General features: G+C 61.4%; 18 protein-coding genes and 1 pseudogene. 9 read left to right on the plus strand and 10 right to left on the minus strand.

The features are described 5' to 3' along the window. The first annotated feature begins 66 nt into the window (after positions 1-66). The 3 genes from H2510_RS16990 (at position 67) to H2510_RS17000 (ending at position 3,769) form a co-directional block, all read left to right on the plus strand. Positions 67-1,443, plus strand: coding sequence for an NAD-dependent succinate-semialdehyde dehydrogenase (locus H2510_RS16990; protein ID WP_186629471.1), 1,377 nt, complete (start codon positions 67-69; stop codon positions 1,441-1,443). 337 nt (positions 1,444-1,780) lie between these two features. Beyond that, positions 1,781-3,025: a T3SS (YopN, CesT) and YbjN peptide-binding chaperone 1 gene (locus H2510_RS16995; protein WP_186629472.1), complete on the plus strand. Its 1,245-nt coding sequence runs from the start codon at positions 1,781-1,783 to the stop codon at positions 3,023-3,025. A 57-nt stretch (positions 3,026-3,082) separates the two neighbouring features. After that, the gene (locus H2510_RS17000; RefSeq protein ID WP_186629473.1) at positions 3,083-3,769 is read left to right on the plus strand and encodes a tellurium resistance protein; all 687 of its coding nucleotides are present in this window, start codon (positions 3,083-3,085) and stop codon (positions 3,767-3,769) included. A gap of 32 nt (positions 3,770-3,801) precedes the next feature. On the opposite strand, the gene H2510_RS17005 is transcribed toward H2510_RS17000, so the two are convergent. The 3 genes from H2510_RS17005 to H2510_RS17015 form a co-directional block, all read right to left on the minus strand. Continuing rightward, positions 3,802-4,266, minus strand: a complete 465-nt coding sequence (locus tag H2510_RS17005; protein ID WP_186629474.1) for a hypothetical protein — start codon at positions 4,264-4,266, stop codon at positions 3,802-3,804. A 244-nt stretch (positions 4,267-4,510) separates the two neighbouring features. After that, positions 4,511-4,972, minus strand: coding sequence for a hypothetical protein (locus H2510_RS17010; protein ID WP_186629475.1), 462 nt, complete (start codon positions 4,970-4,972; stop codon positions 4,511-4,513). A gap of 73 nt (positions 4,973-5,045) precedes the next feature. Beyond that, the gene (locus H2510_RS17015; protein WP_186629476.1) at positions 5,046-6,557 is read right to left on the minus strand and encodes a fatty acyl-CoA synthetase; all 1,512 of its coding nucleotides are present in this window, start codon (positions 6,555-6,557) and stop codon (positions 5,046-5,048) included. A 132-nt stretch (positions 6,558-6,689) separates the two neighbouring features. Here H2510_RS17015 and H2510_RS17020 point away from each other — a divergent pair, with 132 nt between their 5' ends. Further along, positions 6,690-7,640: a hypothetical protein gene (locus tag H2510_RS17020; RefSeq protein ID WP_222438830.1), complete on the plus strand. Its 951-nt coding sequence runs from the start codon at positions 6,690-6,692 to the stop codon at positions 7,638-7,640. Between the two features lie 2 nt (positions 7,641-7,642). Here the strand turns inward: H2510_RS17020 and H2510_RS17025 are convergent, their stop codons facing one another. Both H2510_RS17025 and H2510_RS17030 read right to left on the minus strand, forming a co-directional pair. Next, positions 7,643-8,575, minus strand: coding sequence for a diacylglycerol kinase (locus H2510_RS17025; protein ID WP_315901403.1), 933 nt, complete (start codon positions 8,573-8,575; stop codon positions 7,643-7,645). Next, positions 8,572-10,152: an FAD-binding oxidoreductase gene (locus H2510_RS17030; protein ID WP_186629531.1), complete on the minus strand. Its 1,581-nt coding sequence runs from the start codon at positions 10,150-10,152 to the stop codon at positions 8,572-8,574. The genes H2510_RS17025 and H2510_RS17030 overlap by 4 nt, the downstream gene beginning before the upstream one ends. A 62-nt stretch (positions 10,153-10,214) precedes the next feature. On the opposite strand from H2510_RS17030, the gene H2510_RS17035 reads away from it, so the two are divergent. The 4 genes and pseudogenes from H2510_RS17035 (at position 10,215) to H2510_RS17045 (ending at position 12,754) form a co-directional block, all read left to right on the plus strand. Beyond that, the gene (locus H2510_RS17035) at positions 10,215-10,796 is read left to right on the plus strand and encodes a TetR/AcrR family transcriptional regulator (protein ID WP_186629477.1); all 582 of its coding nucleotides are present in this window, start codon (positions 10,215-10,217) and stop codon (positions 10,794-10,796) included. Further along, positions 10,796-12,331 carry a glycerol-3-phosphate dehydrogenase/oxidase gene (locus H2510_RS17040; protein ID WP_186629532.1) on the plus strand — a complete coding sequence of 512 codons (1,536 nt, stop codon included), beginning with the start codon at positions 10,796-10,798 and terminating at the stop codon, positions 12,329-12,331. The genes H2510_RS17035 and H2510_RS17040 overlap by 1 nt, the downstream gene beginning before the upstream one ends. A 78-nt stretch (positions 12,332-12,409) precedes the next feature. Then, positions 12,410-12,484: pseudogene (locus H2510_RS20895) on the plus strand (DUF2256 domain-containing protein); the annotation flags it as partial. A gap of 18 nt (positions 12,485-12,502) precedes the next feature. After that, the gene (locus H2510_RS17045) at positions 12,503-12,754 is read left to right on the plus strand and encodes a DUF3253 domain-containing protein (RefSeq protein WP_254900315.1); all 252 of its coding nucleotides are present in this window, start codon (positions 12,503-12,505) and stop codon (positions 12,752-12,754) included. Between the two features lie 10 nt (positions 12,755-12,764). Here H2510_RS17045 and H2510_RS17050 read toward each other — a convergent pair whose 3' ends face one another. The 5 genes from H2510_RS17050 to H2510_RS17070 form a co-directional block, all read right to left on the minus strand. After that, the gene (locus H2510_RS17050; RefSeq protein ID WP_186629478.1) at positions 12,765-14,024 is read right to left on the minus strand and encodes a DUF4185 domain-containing protein; all 1,260 of its coding nucleotides are present in this window, start codon (positions 14,022-14,024) and stop codon (positions 12,765-12,767) included. A 229-nt stretch (positions 14,025-14,253) separates the two neighbouring features. Next, complete coding sequence (locus tag H2510_RS17055; protein ID WP_186629479.1) at positions 14,254-14,661, minus strand: hypothetical protein; 408 nt, start codon at positions 14,659-14,661, stop codon at positions 14,254-14,256. Between the two features lie 52 nt (positions 14,662-14,713). Next, on the minus strand, positions 14,714-15,094 hold the full coding sequence (locus H2510_RS21255) for a transposase (protein WP_186629534.1): 381 nt from the start codon (positions 15,092-15,094) through the stop codon (positions 14,714-14,716). Positions 15,095-15,121: 27 nt separating this feature from the next. Further along, positions 15,122-16,126, minus strand: a complete 1,005-nt coding sequence (locus H2510_RS17065) for a hypothetical protein (RefSeq protein WP_186629480.1) — start codon at positions 16,124-16,126, stop codon at positions 15,122-15,124. Between the two features lie 747 nt (positions 16,127-16,873). Further along, on the minus strand, positions 16,874-18,094 hold the full coding sequence (locus H2510_RS17070) for an IS110 family transposase (protein WP_186629481.1): 1,221 nt from the start codon (positions 18,092-18,094) through the stop codon (positions 16,874-16,876). A gap of 291 nt (positions 18,095-18,385) precedes the next feature. On the opposite strand from H2510_RS17070, the gene H2510_RS17075 reads away from it, so the two are divergent. Further along, entirely contained in the window at positions 18,386-18,763 is a 378-nt protein-coding gene (locus H2510_RS17075) for a PLD nuclease N-terminal domain-containing protein (protein ID WP_186629482.1), read from the plus strand. The last annotated feature ends 129 nt before the right edge of the window (positions 18,764-18,892 follow it).

Below are 18,892 nucleotides of genomic sequence, written 5' to 3' on the forward strand. Positions count from 1 at the left end.
CAGCTGTGCGGCAATTGATGCGCTCGAATTGGAACAACGAGGCACCCTCATCCTGTTGAAACAGAAATGACAACCTACAAAACTGTCAATCCTGCCAACGGCACAACCGTGAAGGAATTCGAGACCCTCGACACTGCCGGTGTCGAGCGTGTGCTCGCCGCTGCACACTCCGGCTACCTGACGTGGAGCAAGACGTCGCCGAAGCATCGTGCAGAGATCCTGCACAAAGTTGCCGACCTCTATGTCGAACGAGCCGACGAGTTGGCTCGAAGCATCGCCGTCGAGATGGGCAAGCCGCTCGCCCAAGCGAAGGGCGAGGTTCAGTTGTCCTCGGCCATCTACCAGTACTACGCCGACAACGGCCCGAAGTTGCTCGAGGACGAGAAACTCGACGTCCCCGGGGCCGAGGAGTCCGTGCTTCAGCGCAAGCCGATCGGTGCGCTCATCGGCGTCATGCCGTGGAACTTCCCGTATTACCAAGTTGCTCGTTTCGCCGGCCCGAATCTGATGCTCGGTAACACGATCCTGCTCAAGCACGCGCCGAACTGTCCGCAGTCGGCTCTGCTCATGGAAGAAATCTTCCAGCAGGCGGGTCTGCCCGCAGATGCGTACATCAACATCTTCGCGAGCAACGAGCAGATCGCAGACATGATTGCCGATCCGCGGGTCCAGGGCGTATCACTCACCGGTAGCGAGCGCGCCGGCACTTCGGTGGGCGAGACAGCCGGACGTAACCTCAAGAAGGTCGTGCTGGAACTGGGAGGTTCGGATGCATTCATCCTCCTCGACACTGACGACATGGATGCCACCGTCCAATCGGCAACGCGTGCGCGGCTGTCCAACGCCGGTCAGGCGTGCAACTCCGCCAAGCGTCTCATCGTCACCGAGCAGTACTTCGACGAGTTCGTCACCAAGCTGACCGCGTCTTTCGGCGAAACCACCACAGGTGATCCGCTGGATGAGAACACTGTCCTCGGACCGTTGTCCTCGCAAACGGCTGCAGACACACTCATCGAGCAGATCGAGGATGCCGTCGCCAAGGGAGCAACATTGCTCACCGGCGGTAAGAAAATCGACGGACCAGGCGCGTACGTCGAGCCGACACTGTTGACCGATGTCACCCCGGATATGCGCGCGTACAGCGAAGAGCTGTTCGGTCCGGCAGGGGTGATCTACAAGGTGAAGGATGCCGAGGAAGCGATCGAGTTGGCCAACTCGTCCGCATATGGGTTGAGTGGCTCGGTGTGGAGCACCGACCTCGACAACGCGCGGACAGTGGCAAACCAACTCGACGTGGGAATGGCCTTCGTCAACGAGCATGGCACCACGCTCCCCGGCCTACCGTTCGGTGGAGTCAAGCGCTCTGGCGTCGGCCGCGAACTGGGCCCGTGGGGCATGGACGAGTTCGTGAACAAGAAGCTGGTTCGTGTCTCCAAGAAGTAAACTTTCGATCTGACGGGCCGTGCCGGAATTCATTTCCGGCACGGCCTTTCGCGTTGGCAGGCACACATCAGTGTTCGACACGCCGCAGTAGAACCGTCCCCGAAAGTCATGTCATTCAATTGAATGACATGACCAATTAGATTGCAGCGCCGGATTTTTCGCTTCCGATGCATTTCGCGGCTGCCATCGCGCATGATTCGATTAGTTCGACGGTCTGCAATGTCGGAGCACACTACTAAGGTGAATTCGCAAGGCAAAAACGAACCCACATCGGGCACCTCCCGATGGCGGTAACCATCTACATCCACGGATCCGCGTGCGATCAAGGAGGTACCTCGTGTCCGAGGAACTTGATTTCGATTCCGGACTCGACGCGGCATGGATCCGATTCACTGTTCGCCTAGGTTGCTACTTTGCCGCGATGCGATGCGGCGACACACTTTCGATCTGCACCACGACCACACGCGACAGGTTGAGCGAGAACGACCTGTTCCTGACGGTCACCGGACGTATGGATGGGTCCGTTCGCGTCGACGTGACGATTCAGCACGCGATCGTTCGAGTAATGACGACTGAAGATCGCATCATGTTGGCGCACGCAGGGTGGGACGGAGTCGACAGCGGCTCCCTCTCCGCGCACCACTCACTCGACTTGTACGTCCTTGCCGCAGCCGAGGACACCGAATTTGCATCGGCCGCTATCACCACCCTGTTGCGCGAGATCCGCGGCGTCAAGCATCCATCTCTTCTCGCTGCCTGGGCCGACGGCAGTCCGCCGTCCTCAGTTTTCGACACCGAGTCCGCCTTGGAAGGCTGGGATGCGCCGAGTCCCTACGAACAACTTTCGTCACAGGTCGACGCGATACTCGACTCGATCATGTTCGCCGAGCCGACCAAGGACGTGGACGGAAACATCGCTTTCCCATTCGACTGCGGGACTGCCTATTTACGAGTGTTGGAAGCCGAACCCGTCGTGGAGCTGTTCATTGCCTTCGACGTCGATCCGCAGTGCCGAGCAGCAGTGTCGAGTACTCAGCGCCTCGCACCCTCCTGGCCCGACATCAATTTCCGATTCACCGACGACACAGTGGTCGCGACTACGAGAATCGACTGCTCACCATTGGCCGAAGAGCACCTCGGGCGTGGTCTCGGAATGTTCGTTCGTTTCATCACCGAGTGTGGCGACGCGTTGGCAGCCCAGCTACAGCGGTCCATCGATGAGACGATCCTGCCCGACGAGCTGCGGTCGCTGATCTATTCGGACCTACCGGGCACGGTGCCGGACTCGCGCCACGTGGCCTCGGTCTGCGGGCATGATCGACTCGCCATCCTGGAACTTCTACGGGCATGCGGGAGCGAGCACTTCAGCTGGGTCCAACGTGCGGATAATGCCATCGCGGAGGGCAGTGCCGATTCAGTGCTCCGCCGTAAAGCCGAAGCATGGCGTCGAGCCGAAGAATCGATGCGGGCTGCGCTGCGCTTCGTCGTCGATGGTCCCGGCCACCGGACCACTGCATCGGGACGACAATCGCGGGCGTTTCCTGCGCACTCCCGGTCGCAAGATGATCCAATACGCGACTAGTCTGGGTGGAAATACGCAAACCGGACAGGCACGACGCAGCGTGAAAGGGATCTATCCATGGCCATCGACTACACCCGCAAGCCCACAACGCCGCCCGCGGCGGCAGTGAGCCTGAGCAAGGTGACCTTGTCCAAGGCCGCACCCACGATCAGCCTGACGAAGTCCGGCGAAAAACAAGGCGCGATGCGCGTCAATCTCAACTGGTCGACCGGCGCGGCAGCACCGCAGCCGAAGAAGAAGGGTTTCCTCGCCAAGCTCGCTGCCGCCTCGTACGGCAGTGGCGGAGTCGACCTCGACCTCGGATGCTTGTACGAGCTGGCCGACGGCACCAAGGGTGTCATCCAAGCACTCGGAAAAAGCTTCGGTTCCCTCGAGACAGCTCCCTACATCGCGCTCGACGGCGATGACCGCTCAGGCACGGTGGCTGGCGGCGAGAACATGCATATCAACCTCGCGCGGCCGGAGAACTTCAAGCGGATACTGATTTTCGCCATGATCTACGACGGCGCACCCAACTGGGCCGCAGTAGACGGCGTCGTCACCCTCTTCCCCACTACCGGACCCCAGGTAGAGGTTCGGCTCGACTCCGACAACAACTCAGCCCGCATCTGCTCGATCGCTCTACTGGAGAACACCAAGCAGGGCATTACCGTCACCCGCGAGGTCGAGTACATCGAGGGCAGCCAGTCGGACCTGGACAAGAAGTACGGGTGGGGCATGAAGTGGGCAGCAGGACGAAAGTAGCTATCCCACTGCCCCTTTACGAATTCTCTGAGTCAGGGAACGACCCAGGATCCGCGGCCGGTGATGATCGTCAGGCTGAAGTTGCCATCGATTCGGGCAGTCGCTTCGATCCGCCCGACACCGGTCGGCTTCCACGGATCCCATTCCGCCACCCCAGCCGGCATCGACCACGACCCGGTGGCGCCGGTGTCGAGGTTGCGCCAGTTCACGGTGCAACCGCAATGGCTGCCGTTGTGAAGAAAGATCGTCTTGCCCGGCTGGCTGGCATCGGTGTGCGCGACGATTGTCGAGTAGACGAGAGGGTTTTCGCTGCCCGCATAGCCGTCACTTTGAATGTTGAGACCGAGAACGGGTGACGAGAAATTCGTCGAACCGGCACTCGGCTGAGCCCCCGCAGACGGTGTCACCACGAACATCACTGCCAAAGCCGCGAACGCAATTCCAATGAACCTGCCGATCATCGACGTTCCACCGGTAATACCTGTGCGTTTGTTCATGGCTCCCCCGAAGTAGAAGATTCGTGTCGGGAGAGATATCGACCGCCGCATTTGTCGCGTTACAAACCGTAGCCTCGATCCACTTGCCGTCGGGGATGAGGATTTCCGGCGCGACGGGCTTACTCATAGATGTGGAGGGCGAGGTGAAACATCATTGCGCACTGGACAAGAAGTACGGGTGGGGCATGAAGTGGGCAGCAGGACGAAAGTAGCTATCCCACTGCCCCTTTACGAATTCTCTGAGTCAGGGAACGACCCAGGATCCGCGGCCGGTGATGATCGTCAGGCTGAAGTTGCCATCAATTCGGGCAGTCGCTTCGATACGCCCGACACCGGTCTGCTGCCACGGTACAATTTCCGCCACCGGCGGCATCCGCCACGCCCCGGTGGCGCCGGTGTCGAGATTGCGCCAGTTCACGGTGCACCCGCAGTGGCTTCCGTTCCGACCGAAGTACGTCGTACCCGGCCGGCTCGGATCGGTGTGCGCGACGATTGTCGAATTGACGAAGAGGCTTTCGCCGCCCACATAGCCGTCACTCTGAATATTGAGTCCGAGAACGGGTGACGAGAAGTTGGTCGAACCGACACCCGGCTGAGCCCCCGCAGACGGTGTCACCACGAACATGACCGCCAATGCCGCGAACGCAACGGCGATGGCCCTGCCAACTCGCGAAGTTCCACCGGTAATACCTGTGCGTTTGTTCATGGCTCCCCCGAAGTAGATGATTCGTGTCGGGAGAGATATCGACCGCCGCGTCGGTCGCGTTACGTATCGATCGTCACTTCGCCGGCGACCTCAGTTCGCGCTTGAGCAACTTGCCACTTTGGTTGCGCGGCAACTCGTCGACGAACACCACGTTCTTGGGAACCTTGAACGGCGCGATCGATCCTTTTACATGGGCGATGAGTGCATCGGCGGTGGCGTCGTAGCCGTCCTTGAGCACGACGACAGCGGTGACAGCCTCGATCCACTTGTCGTCGGGGGTACCGATGACGGCGACCTCGGCGACGGCTGGGTGCGTGTAGATCGCGTCCTCGACTTCGCGCGACGCGACGAGGATACCGCCGGTGTTGATGACGTCTTTGATGCGATCGACGACGGTGATGAAGCCCTCCGAGTCGCGCGTCACCAGGTCCCCGGAGTGAAACCACCCGTCGCGGAATGCATCTGCCGTCGCATCCGGGTTGTCCCAGTAGCCGTCGCACAGCTGCGGCGATCGATACAGCACCTCGCCTGGTTCGCCGTCGGGAACGTCGTTACCTTCGGCGTCGACGACACGAGTCTCGACGAAGAACACGGCCCTCCCACAGGAAGCCGGCCGGTCCTCGTGCTCCCCGGGTTGCAATACCGTTGCCAGCGGCCCGATTTCGGACTGACCGAAGCAGTTGTAGAACTCGATGTTCGGGTACTTCGCGCGTAATCGATTGAGGACCGTCACCGGCATGATCGACGCCCCGTATTGCGCTTTGGTCAAGGTGGACAGGTCACGGGTCTCGAGATCTGGATGATTGGCGAGCGGGACCCATACCGTGGGCGCCAAGAACAACGAGCCGATCCGATCAGCTTCGATCCTCCGCAAGATTTCCGGCACGACGGGCTTACTCATCAGATGTATCGTTGCGCCGACCGACAGGTACGGCAGCGTGAATACATGCATTCCCGCCGAGTGGTAGAGCGGCATCACCACGAGCGGATTGTCGTCTCGGCCGAGACCGAGAGCAATCACCGAGGACACGTACTCGGCGACGAGCGCGCCATGAGACATCATGGCGCCCTTGGGCTTCGACGTCGTTCCAGAGGTGTAGAGGAGCTGTGCGAGATCGCCGGATTCGACAGCCGAGTCGAGTTCGGACGCATCTTCGTCGAACGCCAGATCCATCAAGTCGGCAAGGGAAAGAACGACATCGATATCGTGTTCACGCCGAACCGACTGCAAGACGTCGGCGAGATCGGGATCGACCAGTGCGGCGCGCGCCCCCGACTGAGCAATGAGGTAGCCGAGCTCGTCCCCTACCAACGCATAGTTCACCGGTACGTGAATCAGTCCCGCCCTTGCACACGCCAAGAAACCGACGACATACGCGTCCGAGTTGACTCCGTAGGCTGCAACGCGATCGCCCTTCACCAGTCCTAGAGAGAGTAGGTACCGGGCCACCCGACTGACGGTCTCGTCGAGATGACGGTAGGTATGGCTACGGCCGTCGAAGACTACGGCTTGGCGGTTCGGGAACCGTGCGGCCGATCGCCGCAGGATGCCATCGACAGTGTTGACGCGCGTACCGGTGCTCATCACGCAAGGTTATAGGACGTCCAAGCAATTTAGTAGGTCTGTGAACCGCTCGCCTGGATGCGTCGGTGCTTCAGCTCCATCGACGGGCATCTGACCTACAGCCAGGACACGGACTGTAGTTAGATCAGAACCATGAACTCTCCTTCGTTCGATCTCACCCGTTTCGACGTATCGGAGTTGGGTTCGATCTCGGCCCTCTTCGCAGCGAAGGGATTCACCAGCGGTCTGTACGTACTGCACTTCGCGAACAACGAGGCCTACGCGGGCCGATCTCTCGACGTCGCTGCACGTTTCCTCGATGACCGTCGTGAGTGGTCCGATATCGAGTTTCTCGAGTTTGCGTCCTGGCCCGCCGACGATGCCGAACGTGCGCTCGCCGAGTTGCAGGAGCTTCTCACTAGGACCACAGTGCTCAGGGCGCGAACGGCGCAGACGTCGGACGCAGTTGCCGGTCCGACACCGTTCCCGTCCGATCGCAGTGAGCGCATCACCATCACCGACGGCGCAACGACCACCTCTCGGTCACGCTTCTGGGAGCTGTCCGATCATATTGCGTACCAGGACATTCGGAGCATAGTCGCGGACTACATCAACGCGTCGATCTCCGATCCCGCGAACACTGCGCGCTACCTCTGGAATGTGACGGCGCTACCCTCGACCTCGAAAGCCAAAGGCCGACGGCGACTTCTGACATTGAATTGCGGCAGCCTGGAGACGTTGTTCGTCACCGAATACACCAATGACGACGACGATTCGATCGAGCTGGTCATGACCGTCAATACCGATATTCCGGCCGGCTACTCCGACACTCAACTCGAGTTCGCGAACGATGTAGTCACGGCAGCGCGTGGGGAATACAAGAGCCACGATGTGTGGTCATGGCAGATCGACCTCGGCGCACTGTTGTCAGACGACGCCGAGGTCGACTTCGGGGTAGCCGATGATGTATTCGACGATCTCGCGTACAGCCTCAACACCCGCCTGATGAACCAGAAGGGCTCGCCGTACGCCCGCTATCACAACAACGATCTCGCGAACGATCTTGTTGCCGAGGCGTATCGACAGCTCCTCGACGCCGAGTAGCTCTAGCGGCTGCGAGGCACGAGTACGTGTAACGCCCGGGGTACCGACTCGACTTCGGCGGGCAACCGGCCGACGCGTTCACCATCTGCGTATGCGTTGATTCCGGGCGAGTCGACGGTGATGGATCGGGCTCGGTAGGTGCTCACCTCTTCCCGCTCGACGTGAGTACCGCGAAATACGCTCGGAAAGAACCGAATCAGCCGCGCGCGCGAACCTGATGCGACAACAGTGATGTCGAGCAGCCCATCGGTTCGGTCGGCATCGGGACAGATGAGCATGCCGCCGCCGTAGGAGCGGGTGTTGCCGACCGCCACCAGGGTCACGTCTTGTTCGATCACTTCTGCGCCGTCGAGGACCAGACGAAACGGCAGCGGCTTCAAGTTGAGGAACTCGGCCACAATGGCAACGTTGTAGCGCATCCGCCCGTGCGGCCAGCGCATCCGATTGGTTCGATCACTCACGAGCGAATCGAATCCGGACGCCATGACGGTGCCGAACCAGCGTTCGGTACCGTCCTGCGTGCGAATACGACCGAGGTCGACATGTTCGGTCCAACCATCGGCAACGATGCCTGCCGCTGCCTCGGGATCATTTGTGGGCAAATGGTATTCGCGGGCATGATCATTCCCGGTTCCGGCTGGAATGATCCCCAGCGGAACGTCGGTGCCGGCCAGCACCTGCAAGGCGATGGAGATGACGCCGTCGCCACCCACGACGACGAACGCGTCGGTACCGAGCTCGAGTGCCTCACGCGCCAGGGCCAGTGCATGGGTGCTGTCGATTCCGACGATGGCACGCACGTCGATCCCCAACTGCTGAAACCGAGTCACGGCGCGACTGGCCGCGTGCGGCGCATTACCGTGACCCGCTGCGGGGTTGGCCAGCAGCGTGATACGGCGAATTTCGCGCTGGCGTCGTTCACCTTCGTGGGTCACGGAATCAACTTACCCGGGTTAAGAATGCTCGCGGGGTCCAGTGTTCTCTTCACCGCGCGCAGCACCTCGATGCCGAGGTCGCCGATCTCCTCGGTCATCCATGCCCGGTGGTCGGCACCGACAGCGTGATGATGAGTGATGGTGCCGCCGTTGTCCACGATCGATTGCGACACAACAGCTTTCACTGTCTGCCACTGCGCGATGGCATCTCCACGCTGACCTGCGACGACCGTGAAGTACAGCGACGCGCCGGTTCGGTACACATGGGAGATGTGGCACAGGACCAGAGCGGGGGTACCGGTTTCACTCAATGCGGAGGTCAAGACCTCGGTGACGGTCGACTTGAGGTGAAGCAGATTGGACCAGGTCGTGGCGGTTTCGAGGGTCTCGCAGAGTGCGCCCGAGTCGAGAAGCGCATCCCGCAGGTAGGGCGCCCCGAACCGACCGTGCTGCCAATCTCGCGCAATATCCTCACCGAGAGATGTTCCACCGTGAGCCTCGAGCAGGTCGCGAGTCTCCGCGTGCCGGCTGGCAGAGTGCGCCTCGGTACCTTCGAACAGGGTGATCGCCAGACATCCACCGGCGACCTGTTCCCCACCGATCTTGTCCGAGGTGGCGAGATTGACGCCGGTTTCTGCCTCGTCGGACAGCCGAATGACAGTGGGCCCGGCGTCAGTCTGCTCGACCGCGCGCAACGCTGCAGCTCCAGTTGCAAAATCAGGGAAGGACCAAGCCTCGTACCGCGTGGTGTCGGGAACAGGATGCACCCGCACGCGAACCTGGGTGATGATCCCGAAGATGCCCTCCGAGCCGACGAGAAGCTGACGCAGATCGGGACCCGCCGCCGACGCAGGCGCCCGGCCGACATCGAGAACTCCGGCGGGACTAACCATCCGCAGACCTAGAATCATGTCGTCGAACCGGCCGTACCCAGCTGAGTTCTGCCCAGAGGATCGCGTCGCCGCGAATCCCCCGATGGTCGCGAACTCGAAGCTCTGCGGGAAGTGCCCTAGCGAAAAGCCTTTGCTCCGCAACATCTCTTCGGCGTTCGGCCCGGTCACACCAGCGCCGAGCACGGCCTCTCCGGACACCTCGTCGAGCGAGTGGAGTTCGTCGAAGCGTCGCAGATCCATGGACACGACTGCGTTGCACTGTCCGCGTTCGGGATCGAGACCGCCGACGACGCTGGTGCCCCCACCGAAGGGAACGACCGCCACACGCGCGGACGAGCAGTAGGCAAGAACGGCAGCGATCTCGTCCTCGGTGGAAGGCGCTAGAACCGCGTCCGGTGCATCCTGCTCGTCGGTGCTCTTACGGCGCAGTAGATCCAACGTGGACTTCCCGCCCGCTCGGTACAGGCGGTCGGCGTCGGCCGTACCGACGTGCTCTTCGCCGACGATCTCGGCCAGTGCCGCGCGATCGGTCTCGGTGATTGCGGACGGCCGTAGCCGTACCTGCTCCACACCGGGACCGTTGTCGTCCAGCTTGTGCACGCCTAGCACCTGCTCGAGCAAGGTGGCGATGTTTGCGGAGAGAGGCTTTGCGGCATCCGCGCTTCCCCATGCATTCCACTTCATCGGGGGTAGCGGCAGTCCGCCCGTACGAGAGTCCGAGGTAGTCATGTGTTACATTGTTACACATGTTGTCAACCTGTAACGATACCGTCGATACGGTCGAGGCTCAGGTGCTCGAAGCTGCGGCACAGTGTGTCGTCGACTACGGCTTCGCGCGGGTCACTCTCGCCGAAATCGCCCGTCGTGCCGAAGTGAGCCGACCGACGATCTACCGAAGGTGGCCGGACACGGACTCTGTGTTGGCCGCGGTTCTGACCGACCGAATCACCGGAGCCATCGGTCAGGTTCCTGATCACGGTCCTTCGCGTGAACAGTTGGTGGAAAATATTGTCGCCATCGCAGGCCTGCTGCGCAACGACGCAGTGGTGATGTCGGTGCTGCACACTGCACCCGAATTCATGATGGTCTACATCACCGGAAGACTCGGCGCCAGTCAGCAGTTCGCTATCGCAGCACTGGAAGGCGAGATAGCGCGGGGACAGGCCCACGGCAGCATCCGCAGCGGCATTACCCGTGAACTGGCCGCTATGGTGCTGCTCACCGTGCAGTCCGTCCTCCAGTCAGGACAGCTCGTCGAGTCGATTCTCGACGGCGATTCACTCGCAACAGAACTCGCCTACATGTTGAACGGATACCTCACCTCGTGATTACTTTGTCCGCATCGCTCGATCGCGCGCGGCGCACGAACGACCTGTCCGTACTCGGCAACTCCTCCGATCCTGTCGACGTCGTCGTCATCGGCGGCGGCATTACCGGCGCCGGAGTTGCGCTCGACGCAGCATCTCGCGGACTCAGCGTGGTTCTCGTGGAGAAGCACGATCTGGCTTTCGGCACCAGCCGGTGGAGCTCCAAACTTGTCCACGGGGGACTGCGGTATCTCGCCACCGGCAACCTCGGGATCGCACGACGCAGCTCCGTCGAACGCGGCTTGCTGATGACCCGCAATGCACCTCATCTGGTGACGGCAATGCCACAGCTCGTGCCGCTGCTGCCATCGATGTCGACAGGATCGAAAGCGCTGGTGCGTACGGGATTTCTCGCTGGAGACGCGCTGCGATTCGCGGCAGGTACACCGTCCTCGACGCTGCCTCGCTCGCGCAAAGTGAGCACCGCGCGGGCAATCGAGCTGGTGCCTGCCATCGAAAGGGACGGGCTTACCGGTGGTCTGCTCGCATACGATGGACAGCTGATCGACGACGCCCGCCTCGTCGTGGCGGTTGCCCGCACAGCAGCTCAGCACGGTGCGCGAATTCTCACCAAAGTCGCTGCGTCGCAGGCCACTGGTTCATCGGTGCGATTGACCGACCAACTGACCGGGGAGAGCTTCGATCTTGCGGCTCGTCTCGTCATCAACGCGACCGGCGTATGGGCTAGCGAGGTCGACACCTCGATCCGTCTACGCCCCAGTCGCGGAACACATCTGGTGTTCGACGCGAAGGCATTCGGGTACCCGACCGCAGCACTGACGGTCCCGATACCCGGCGAAACGAACCGATTCATCTTCGCCATGCCGGAGCAGTTGGGCCGGGTTTACCTGGGCCTCACCGACGAAGAGGCCCCAGGCCCGATTCCCGATGAACCGACAGCGACGGACGGGGAGATCGACTTTCTGCTCGCTACTGTGAACACCGCACTCGGCACCGCAGTCACCCGCGAGGACGTGCTGGGAAGTTTCGCAGGCCTGCGGCCGTTGATCGATGCCGGTGAGGGTCGAACTTCGGATGTGTCTCGCAATCATGCGGTGATCGAGTCCCCGAACGGCGTCTTCAGCGTGGTCGGCGGGAAGCTCACCGAGTTCCGACATATGGCGCAGGACGTCCTCGACCGCGCCGGGCGTGCGCGGGGTCTCGAGCTCGCGCCGTGCCGGACTCGTTCGTTGCCACTGGTAGGTGCTCCCGGAAATCCGGCGACGCCACTCGCTCCCCCGCGGGACAGTGTGCCAACATCCGCAGTCGCACGGTACGGAGGCGAGGCCTCGACAGTCATCGAAAATGCAACGTGCGAACGTCCACTCGAGCGGGTTGCCGACGGGATCGACGTCACCCGCGCCGAGTTCGAGTTCGCGGTTCGGCACGAGGGTGCACTCGATGTTTCCGACATCGTCGACCGTCGCACCCGAATCGGTCTGGTCGCCAAGGATCGTGCGGCTGTAGTCGACGTCGCTGCAACGTTCGTCCACTAGCCGGCGCGCGGCCGACCTACAGTGGATGAGGTGGCCCACAAGAAGCGCGCGCAGCCCTCACCCGAGGACAAGACTTGCATGTCCTGCGGGCGGCGCATCGAGTGGCGCAAGAAGTGGGCGAACAACTTCGATGACGTCGAATACTGCAGCGCCGCTTGCCGAAAGTCCAAGGTGAGCGGCACCGACCTTCGGATCGAGCAGAAGATCAGAGAGCTGCTCGACGCGCGGGCGCGGGATGCGACGATCTGTCCGTCCGATGTTGCCCGGGCGATGTCCGACAACGACTGGCGGGATCTGATGGAACCGGTGCGGAAAGCCGCCAGACGAATGGTCGACGCCGGCGAGGTGGAGATCACTCAGAAGGGCTCGGTGGTGGACCCGTCGACGGCAAAGGGACCAATTCGAATTCGTTGGGCTCGTTAGCTAAGGACTGTCAGCGAGCGAGTGCATCGAGGTTGGTCTCGAGCAACAGTACGTTGTAGTCCGACCATCTCGAGGCCGTGAAGTAGAGCTTGTTGCCGCTCGTTACTGGATGAATGAAGGGTGCGTAGATGCCGCCTGCCGTCTGCCGCGAGTCCAGCAAAGTGGTCGGTGCGCTCCACGGACCTTCGGGCTTCTCGGCGGTGCGCGCCAACAGAGTTCGATCGATTTCGTTGCCGTACATCATCACGTACCGCTGCAAGTGATCGTTCCACGCAACGGACATCTCACTGACCGGCTCTTTGACGGTGGAAACGGAGTCAGCGACATTCTTCGACCACGGCTTGGCCGGATCCTGTGTCGAATATTCGTATGCACCAAGATTCAAAATTTTGTCGGGCATCACGCGTGCCACGAAGGCTGCGCCGAAACGTCCGTTGGGCGTACCGAATTGGTAGATGTACCCATCCTGGCCCTTCGCGTACGCATTCATCTGATACTTGCCGTTGCTCTCCTCGACCTGCGCAAGTCCCGGCACCGTGACGCCCGCATTGGCTCGAATGGTGGGCAGTGACGTCGTCCAGGTCTGCCCGTTGTCGGTGGAGGTCGCGATCGCCGAGAAGTTGGTGACCCACCGTCCCGGTGCACCCCATTCCCGCACCGACATGTAGTTCATGTACTGCACGCCCTCGATGGAGATGGCCGCGGTGGGAATGACCGTGTCCTCGACGCCTGCCACTCCGAGGCTCGGCACGACCTCACTTGCAAATCTTGGCGCGCCGGGCTCGACGACGGCACCGGAACTCGTGTCGAGTGGTACTCCGTCGGTGATGGTGATGCCGTCGGACAGGTTCGTGTCGTTGGACCGCATCAGTATGTTGCTGCGCCACTCCGATCCTGGCAGCGAGCAGTTGCCGAACGTGTCACCGAAGGCCATCAATGTCTGCCCAGCGCCGTTGTCCCAGCTGATGCCGAGGTCTGTCCCGGAGATGCCGAATCGTTCGTAGGTGTTGTTGGCGCTGACCGGGCCGGTCACCCACGCTACGGAGGAGGTGTTCCCCGAGATCGCCGGCAGTGGACCTTGAGGGCCTGCGGGCTCTTTGCCCGGTCCGCCGCGCGAACTGCCCGAAGAGCCGAATAGCGGTGAAGATCCTGAACCGCCCGCGCCACCACACGGTTCGGCGGTCGCGATAGGTGAGGAGAGAATGCTGAGCCCACTGGCCAGCAGGGTCATCACTGCCCCCACCGCGATCTGCCGACTACGTGCGCGCATAAACGCTCCCACTCGTTGGTGTGCACTTCATTGGTGTTACTGGTGTTACCCCTGAGACTGTTGGGGAGAGTGTTACTCAAATCCCTTGATCACGCAACAAATCAAGACGTGTCGATACTTGACAAATTGATGATCTGCAGAATTACAACCGTGGAATTCGGCATGTCCTAGCGCGAGGATGCCCGACCCGGGATCTCAATGCGGGAACGCAACCGACACCGTCTATGGGTTAAGAGGGCTGCTGCGGTGTTGGCGGACCTGCGGTAGAGACGGCAGCCAGCTCCGCGTAATTGTCTCGCGAGATCTTGATCAGACCAGGAACTCCTGCGTCGGTCTTGGCCCCATGCTGCAAGGGACCGCAACAAAACCCGTCCGCGAAACTAGCTGGCTCATCTTCGAGGCCAACCCACTCGACTCTGACGTGTTGCGGCGTCGCATCGTAGATTTTCCCTGGATGACCGCGTCTGAGGACCTTTATGGGGCTGTCGGGGTTGTAGATTCCTCTGGATTCATCCGGCCCCGCGTATGCAACGTACTGACCAGGGACAAGATCTGAAACGTCGAGCCAGTCCGGGAGTGGTTCGTAGACGCCGCTGTACGTAACCTCGTCGTCGTCCGATTCGCTCACATCACTCATCTATCCAGTCAACACCACTCCGTTTACCGGGACCAGGCTTCGCATCACGACCTCATTCGAGAATCAACCGATCACGAGTGGCGTTGCGACGAACAGTTGCATGGTATTCCCGGCCCGGGACGTATGTGACCGTCTGACCGGCAGCGATGAGCACAGCAAGAAGCAGCGCAGATTCGGGTGAGGTCAGATCGACCGCCCACCCGATCGTCGGAGAGTCTCCGGTCGCGCGCGCCTTGGCGAGGAGGCGTTCGATGTTGTGTTGGTCGTTGCAGACGCGGAACGACCAGAGTTGTCGGCCGGTGTTGTCGATCGCGGCGGCGTGATGAGCGGCTTTGGCGATGCCGATTCCGCTGTCACAGAGTCCCTTCCGCCGAAGTGAGTCCCGGGATGACGCGCACCAGACGAGTATGGTCCTATTGTTCGTTTTCGAGATCCCGGGCTCTGAACAGCATTCACGCCGTCAACCGACGCGACCTCTCCCCGGCGGGTCGATTCTACGACTACGGTCGACCGGGTCCTCTGGATGTAGATCCCGTTGAAGCTCTCGGACTGCTATGTCGTCGAGATCAACGTCAATTGCACCCGCCGCCCAATCCCACTGCGGGGTGGACCACACGTAGTGCAGGACACCCCACCTCGGCGCCCAGCCCTCAGCGTTGCGTGGACGCCGTGAAACCATCGTCTTGTCGTTGGAAGCATCGAACCCGCCAGATTCGATGTCGCGAACCTGCTCGGGCTTGAAGTTGATAGGTGCCCGGATCGTCATAGGAGCTGAGGTCACGTTGTCGGCGAACCACTGCGCTTGCTGCCGTTGTTCAGCGAGACGCTCCTCGCGGTACAGCTGTTGGATCTCCTCGGATGTGTACGTCGGTCCGGTCCAGACGAACAAGTCGTCATCCATAGGTTCACCGACACACAGGTCGACGAATTCCTCGCCATACCCAACCTCTTCGACACGGTTGCCCAGCATATGACCGGACTCGATGTCGACCCAGATTCGGAGTGGATAGGGCTTCCCCTCTGGCGGTGCTAGCCGCGCCGACCAGCAAGGGCGACCGGCGAACGTGGCAGTTTCGACTGGGCCAACGGGTTGAGCGAACTCGTTGCCGGCCCACTCAGCCGCGCTTCGGCGCTTCAACAAGAACTGGCTACGTCCGAGGTAGATCACCCGATCGGGAGAGCCGACTCGAGGCCGGTCCAAACGCCCGGAGAAGTCCCACGCCTGCGTGCCATCGCTGATGTAGATCGGGTTGCCGTCCACGTCTTCGATGCGTATTCGATTGCTCTCACGCCACACCCGGCACCCGTGTCCAACTGTGACCAGCATCGGACTCGGGCCACTGTAAGCGAAACCTTGACGGAACGACTCGGGCGACCCCTCGGCTCGCATCTCCCGCACCGTCCCGCGAATTGAGAGCTCAGGTCCCTCGGTCAGGGCGGTCAGGACCTCGATCCAAGGAGTCATGGCCGCAGCCTATCCACTGAAGCGCTCCCGGCGCGGCATGCTTTCGAACGTCACGATTTCTTCGGCGCTCTCTCGCATCTTCTCGATTGATGCTCACTCGACCGGCGGATGTGCAGTAATCGAAACGTGCCGTATTCCTTTGCTTATGGTCGCTGGCGTATTGCTACTTGGCCTGGGAGACTCGATAACAGGAACCGGAACGAAAGAGGGTGGCGGATACATGTTGCTTGCAGTGTGTGCCATTACGCTCGCTGTTCTGCTCCACGTCGTGGCAGCTCGAATCGCGTCTCGCGAGAACGACGGCCGCAGGCTGCCAACCGTTAACGGTTCGAATCCGGTCAGACCTGGCCTAAGAGCCCGACGTGCCCAGGCTGGGGGATGGATACTAAGTATTGTCGGTGCGCTTCAGCTGGGCGATCGTTTGTGGCTGACCGAGCCGTGGTTGGCCATGGGCGTAGTAGTAGCAGTTCTACTGCTGGTCAACGGCTTACCGAGTCTGATAGTGACTGTGCTGCACAACGGCAATCTGCGAACTCAACCGTAGGGCCGGAACGTTTTCGACAATTCTTCACTGGCATGAAGCAGAGTTTTATGTTGCATCCATTTAGGGTCTCCCACATTGGCTGGCGGATGTGCAGTATTCGAAACGTGCGATGTTTGTAAGACGGGTGCCACCTCAAGACAACGCGGAGAAACACCACCAGCCCGACGTGTACTAGCGAGCTGCTGGATCCAGATTGTCGGCGTCTACGCCGCCACGGTGGTGGGGCCCGTAGGCTGCCACTCGCGCTGGTCTCGGAGCAGAGCCCAGAGCACGTCGACTAGCCTGCGAGCGAGGGCAATATTAGCTTGGACGTGGCGTTGGTGTTCTGCGCGTTTGCGCTGGTAGAACTCTCTGGACGGCCCTTCTCGTTGTGCGCTGCTGAATGCGGCCATGAAGAAGACATGCCGCAGTCGGCGGTGGTAGCGCTTGGGGCGGTGCAGGACTCCGGTGCGGGTACCTGAGTCGTTGGGGACGGGTGCGAGCCCGGCGTAGGCGGCAAGTTTGGCAGCGGTGCCGAACGCGGCGAGATCGCCGGCAGTGATGGCCAGGAATTCCGCTCCCAGGCGGGCACCGATACCAGGGACACTTTCGATGATATGGGCCTGATGGTGGCTGCGGAAGCGTTCGGTGATCTGTTTGTCGAGGGCTTTGATCTCGTGATCGAGATCGAGGAGTTGCTGGGCGAGGCGGGTGACGAGTTGTTCGGTCGTCGATTCCGCGTGCACGGCAACGGTTTGCGCCTCTGCGACGGCGATGGCCTTGGTGACCATGCCGGGGATGGTGGGGCGACGGACCCCGGCGGCGCGCAGGTGCGTGCTGAGTTCGTCGACTCCTGCATCGCGGATTGCGGCCGGTGTGCAGTAGCGGGTGAGCAGGGACAGTCCGGTGCGGGTGGTGTAGTCGAAAGCGCCTTCCAGTTCCGGGAATATCCGCAGCAGCAACGCCCGGAGTCGATTGATGCGGGAGACCCACTCCCCCATCAGGTCCGCCCGGTAGCCGGTTAGCAAGCCGAGCTCGGTGACGACGTCGTCCGGTGTCGTGATGGTGGACAGGTCCCGGCGTAGGCGTGCGGTTTCGGCGATGATCACGGCGTCTTTGGCGTCGGTTTTGCCTTCCCCGGGGAAGGCGCCGGTCATCCGGTTGACGACGCGTCCGGGTATGTAGGTCACGGTCTGTTCGGCGGCGGTGAGGACGGCGAGCAGCAGTGCAGATTCCGGTGATGTCAGGTCCACCGCCCACCGCAGCGTAGGTGGTGATGTATCCCCCGTGGCCTGGGCTTTGGTGAGGAGTTGTTCGATGCTGTGTTGGTCGTTGTGGACGCGGATCGACCACAGTTGCCGCCCGGTGTTGTCGATCGCAGCGGCGTGGTGGGCGGTTTTGCCGATGTCGATGCCGATCCACACTGCATCCGATTGTTCTGTCACAGAGTTCCTTCCGTCGGTAGTCGGCCCGCTGGGTGGACGGCTCCGCCGACATTCCTCTAAATAGCGACTCTTTCGCAGATGAACGTGTCTCAATCAGCGGCCGGAGTGTCCGCGACGGACGAGGTGGCCATCCCGCCGAAGCCACACTTGCGGCTGGTGATTGTCAGCCTCGCCTCGAACGTCGTTGGGCACCTGAAGTGATCACCTCCAGGTGGGGACAATATTAGAAGGTGATTGTTACGATCCCTTCGATAAAAGACCGCACGGTCTTGGATGCAGGAGGGTATCGGGGTGCCGTATCTAGGGTTGATGGTGACGCTGCTGTGGGTGTTCTGCCTCATCGACGTGGTCACTGCAGATGACGGTGGGGTGCGCTACTTACCCAAGTTGGCGTGGTTGTTGTTGGTGATATTCGTGCCGTTGGCAGGGTCCTTGGTGTGGCTGGTGGCGGGGCGACCCAGTGGCGGCGGCATCTGGGGCGGATCCGGCGGCGGAAGTGCCGGGCGGCGTCAGAGCTCGTCCGCGTTCCCGGAGTACGAAACCCGCCCGGGTCGTCAACTCGCGCAAGACCAGGAAGCAGATGAAGAGTTTCTGCGCCAGTGCCGCGAGAGAGCCGAGAGTCAGCGCCGCACCGAGCGCGAGCGGCGTCAACGAGAGGCCGGCGGCTGAACAACCGCTAAGCCCGGGAGCGTCGCACTAGCCGCAACCGTACAGCGTACGGTAGGGTGGCGAGCTGCACGCTTCGAGTGCGAGACCATCCGGCTCCGCGAAAGGTGACACTCCCATCACAACCTCGGC

Origin of the sequence: Rhodococcus sp. BP22, assembly GCF_014281965.1 — a bacterium.
Classification (GTDB): Bacteria; Actinomycetota; Actinomycetes; order Mycobacteriales; family Mycobacteriaceae; genus Rhodococcoides.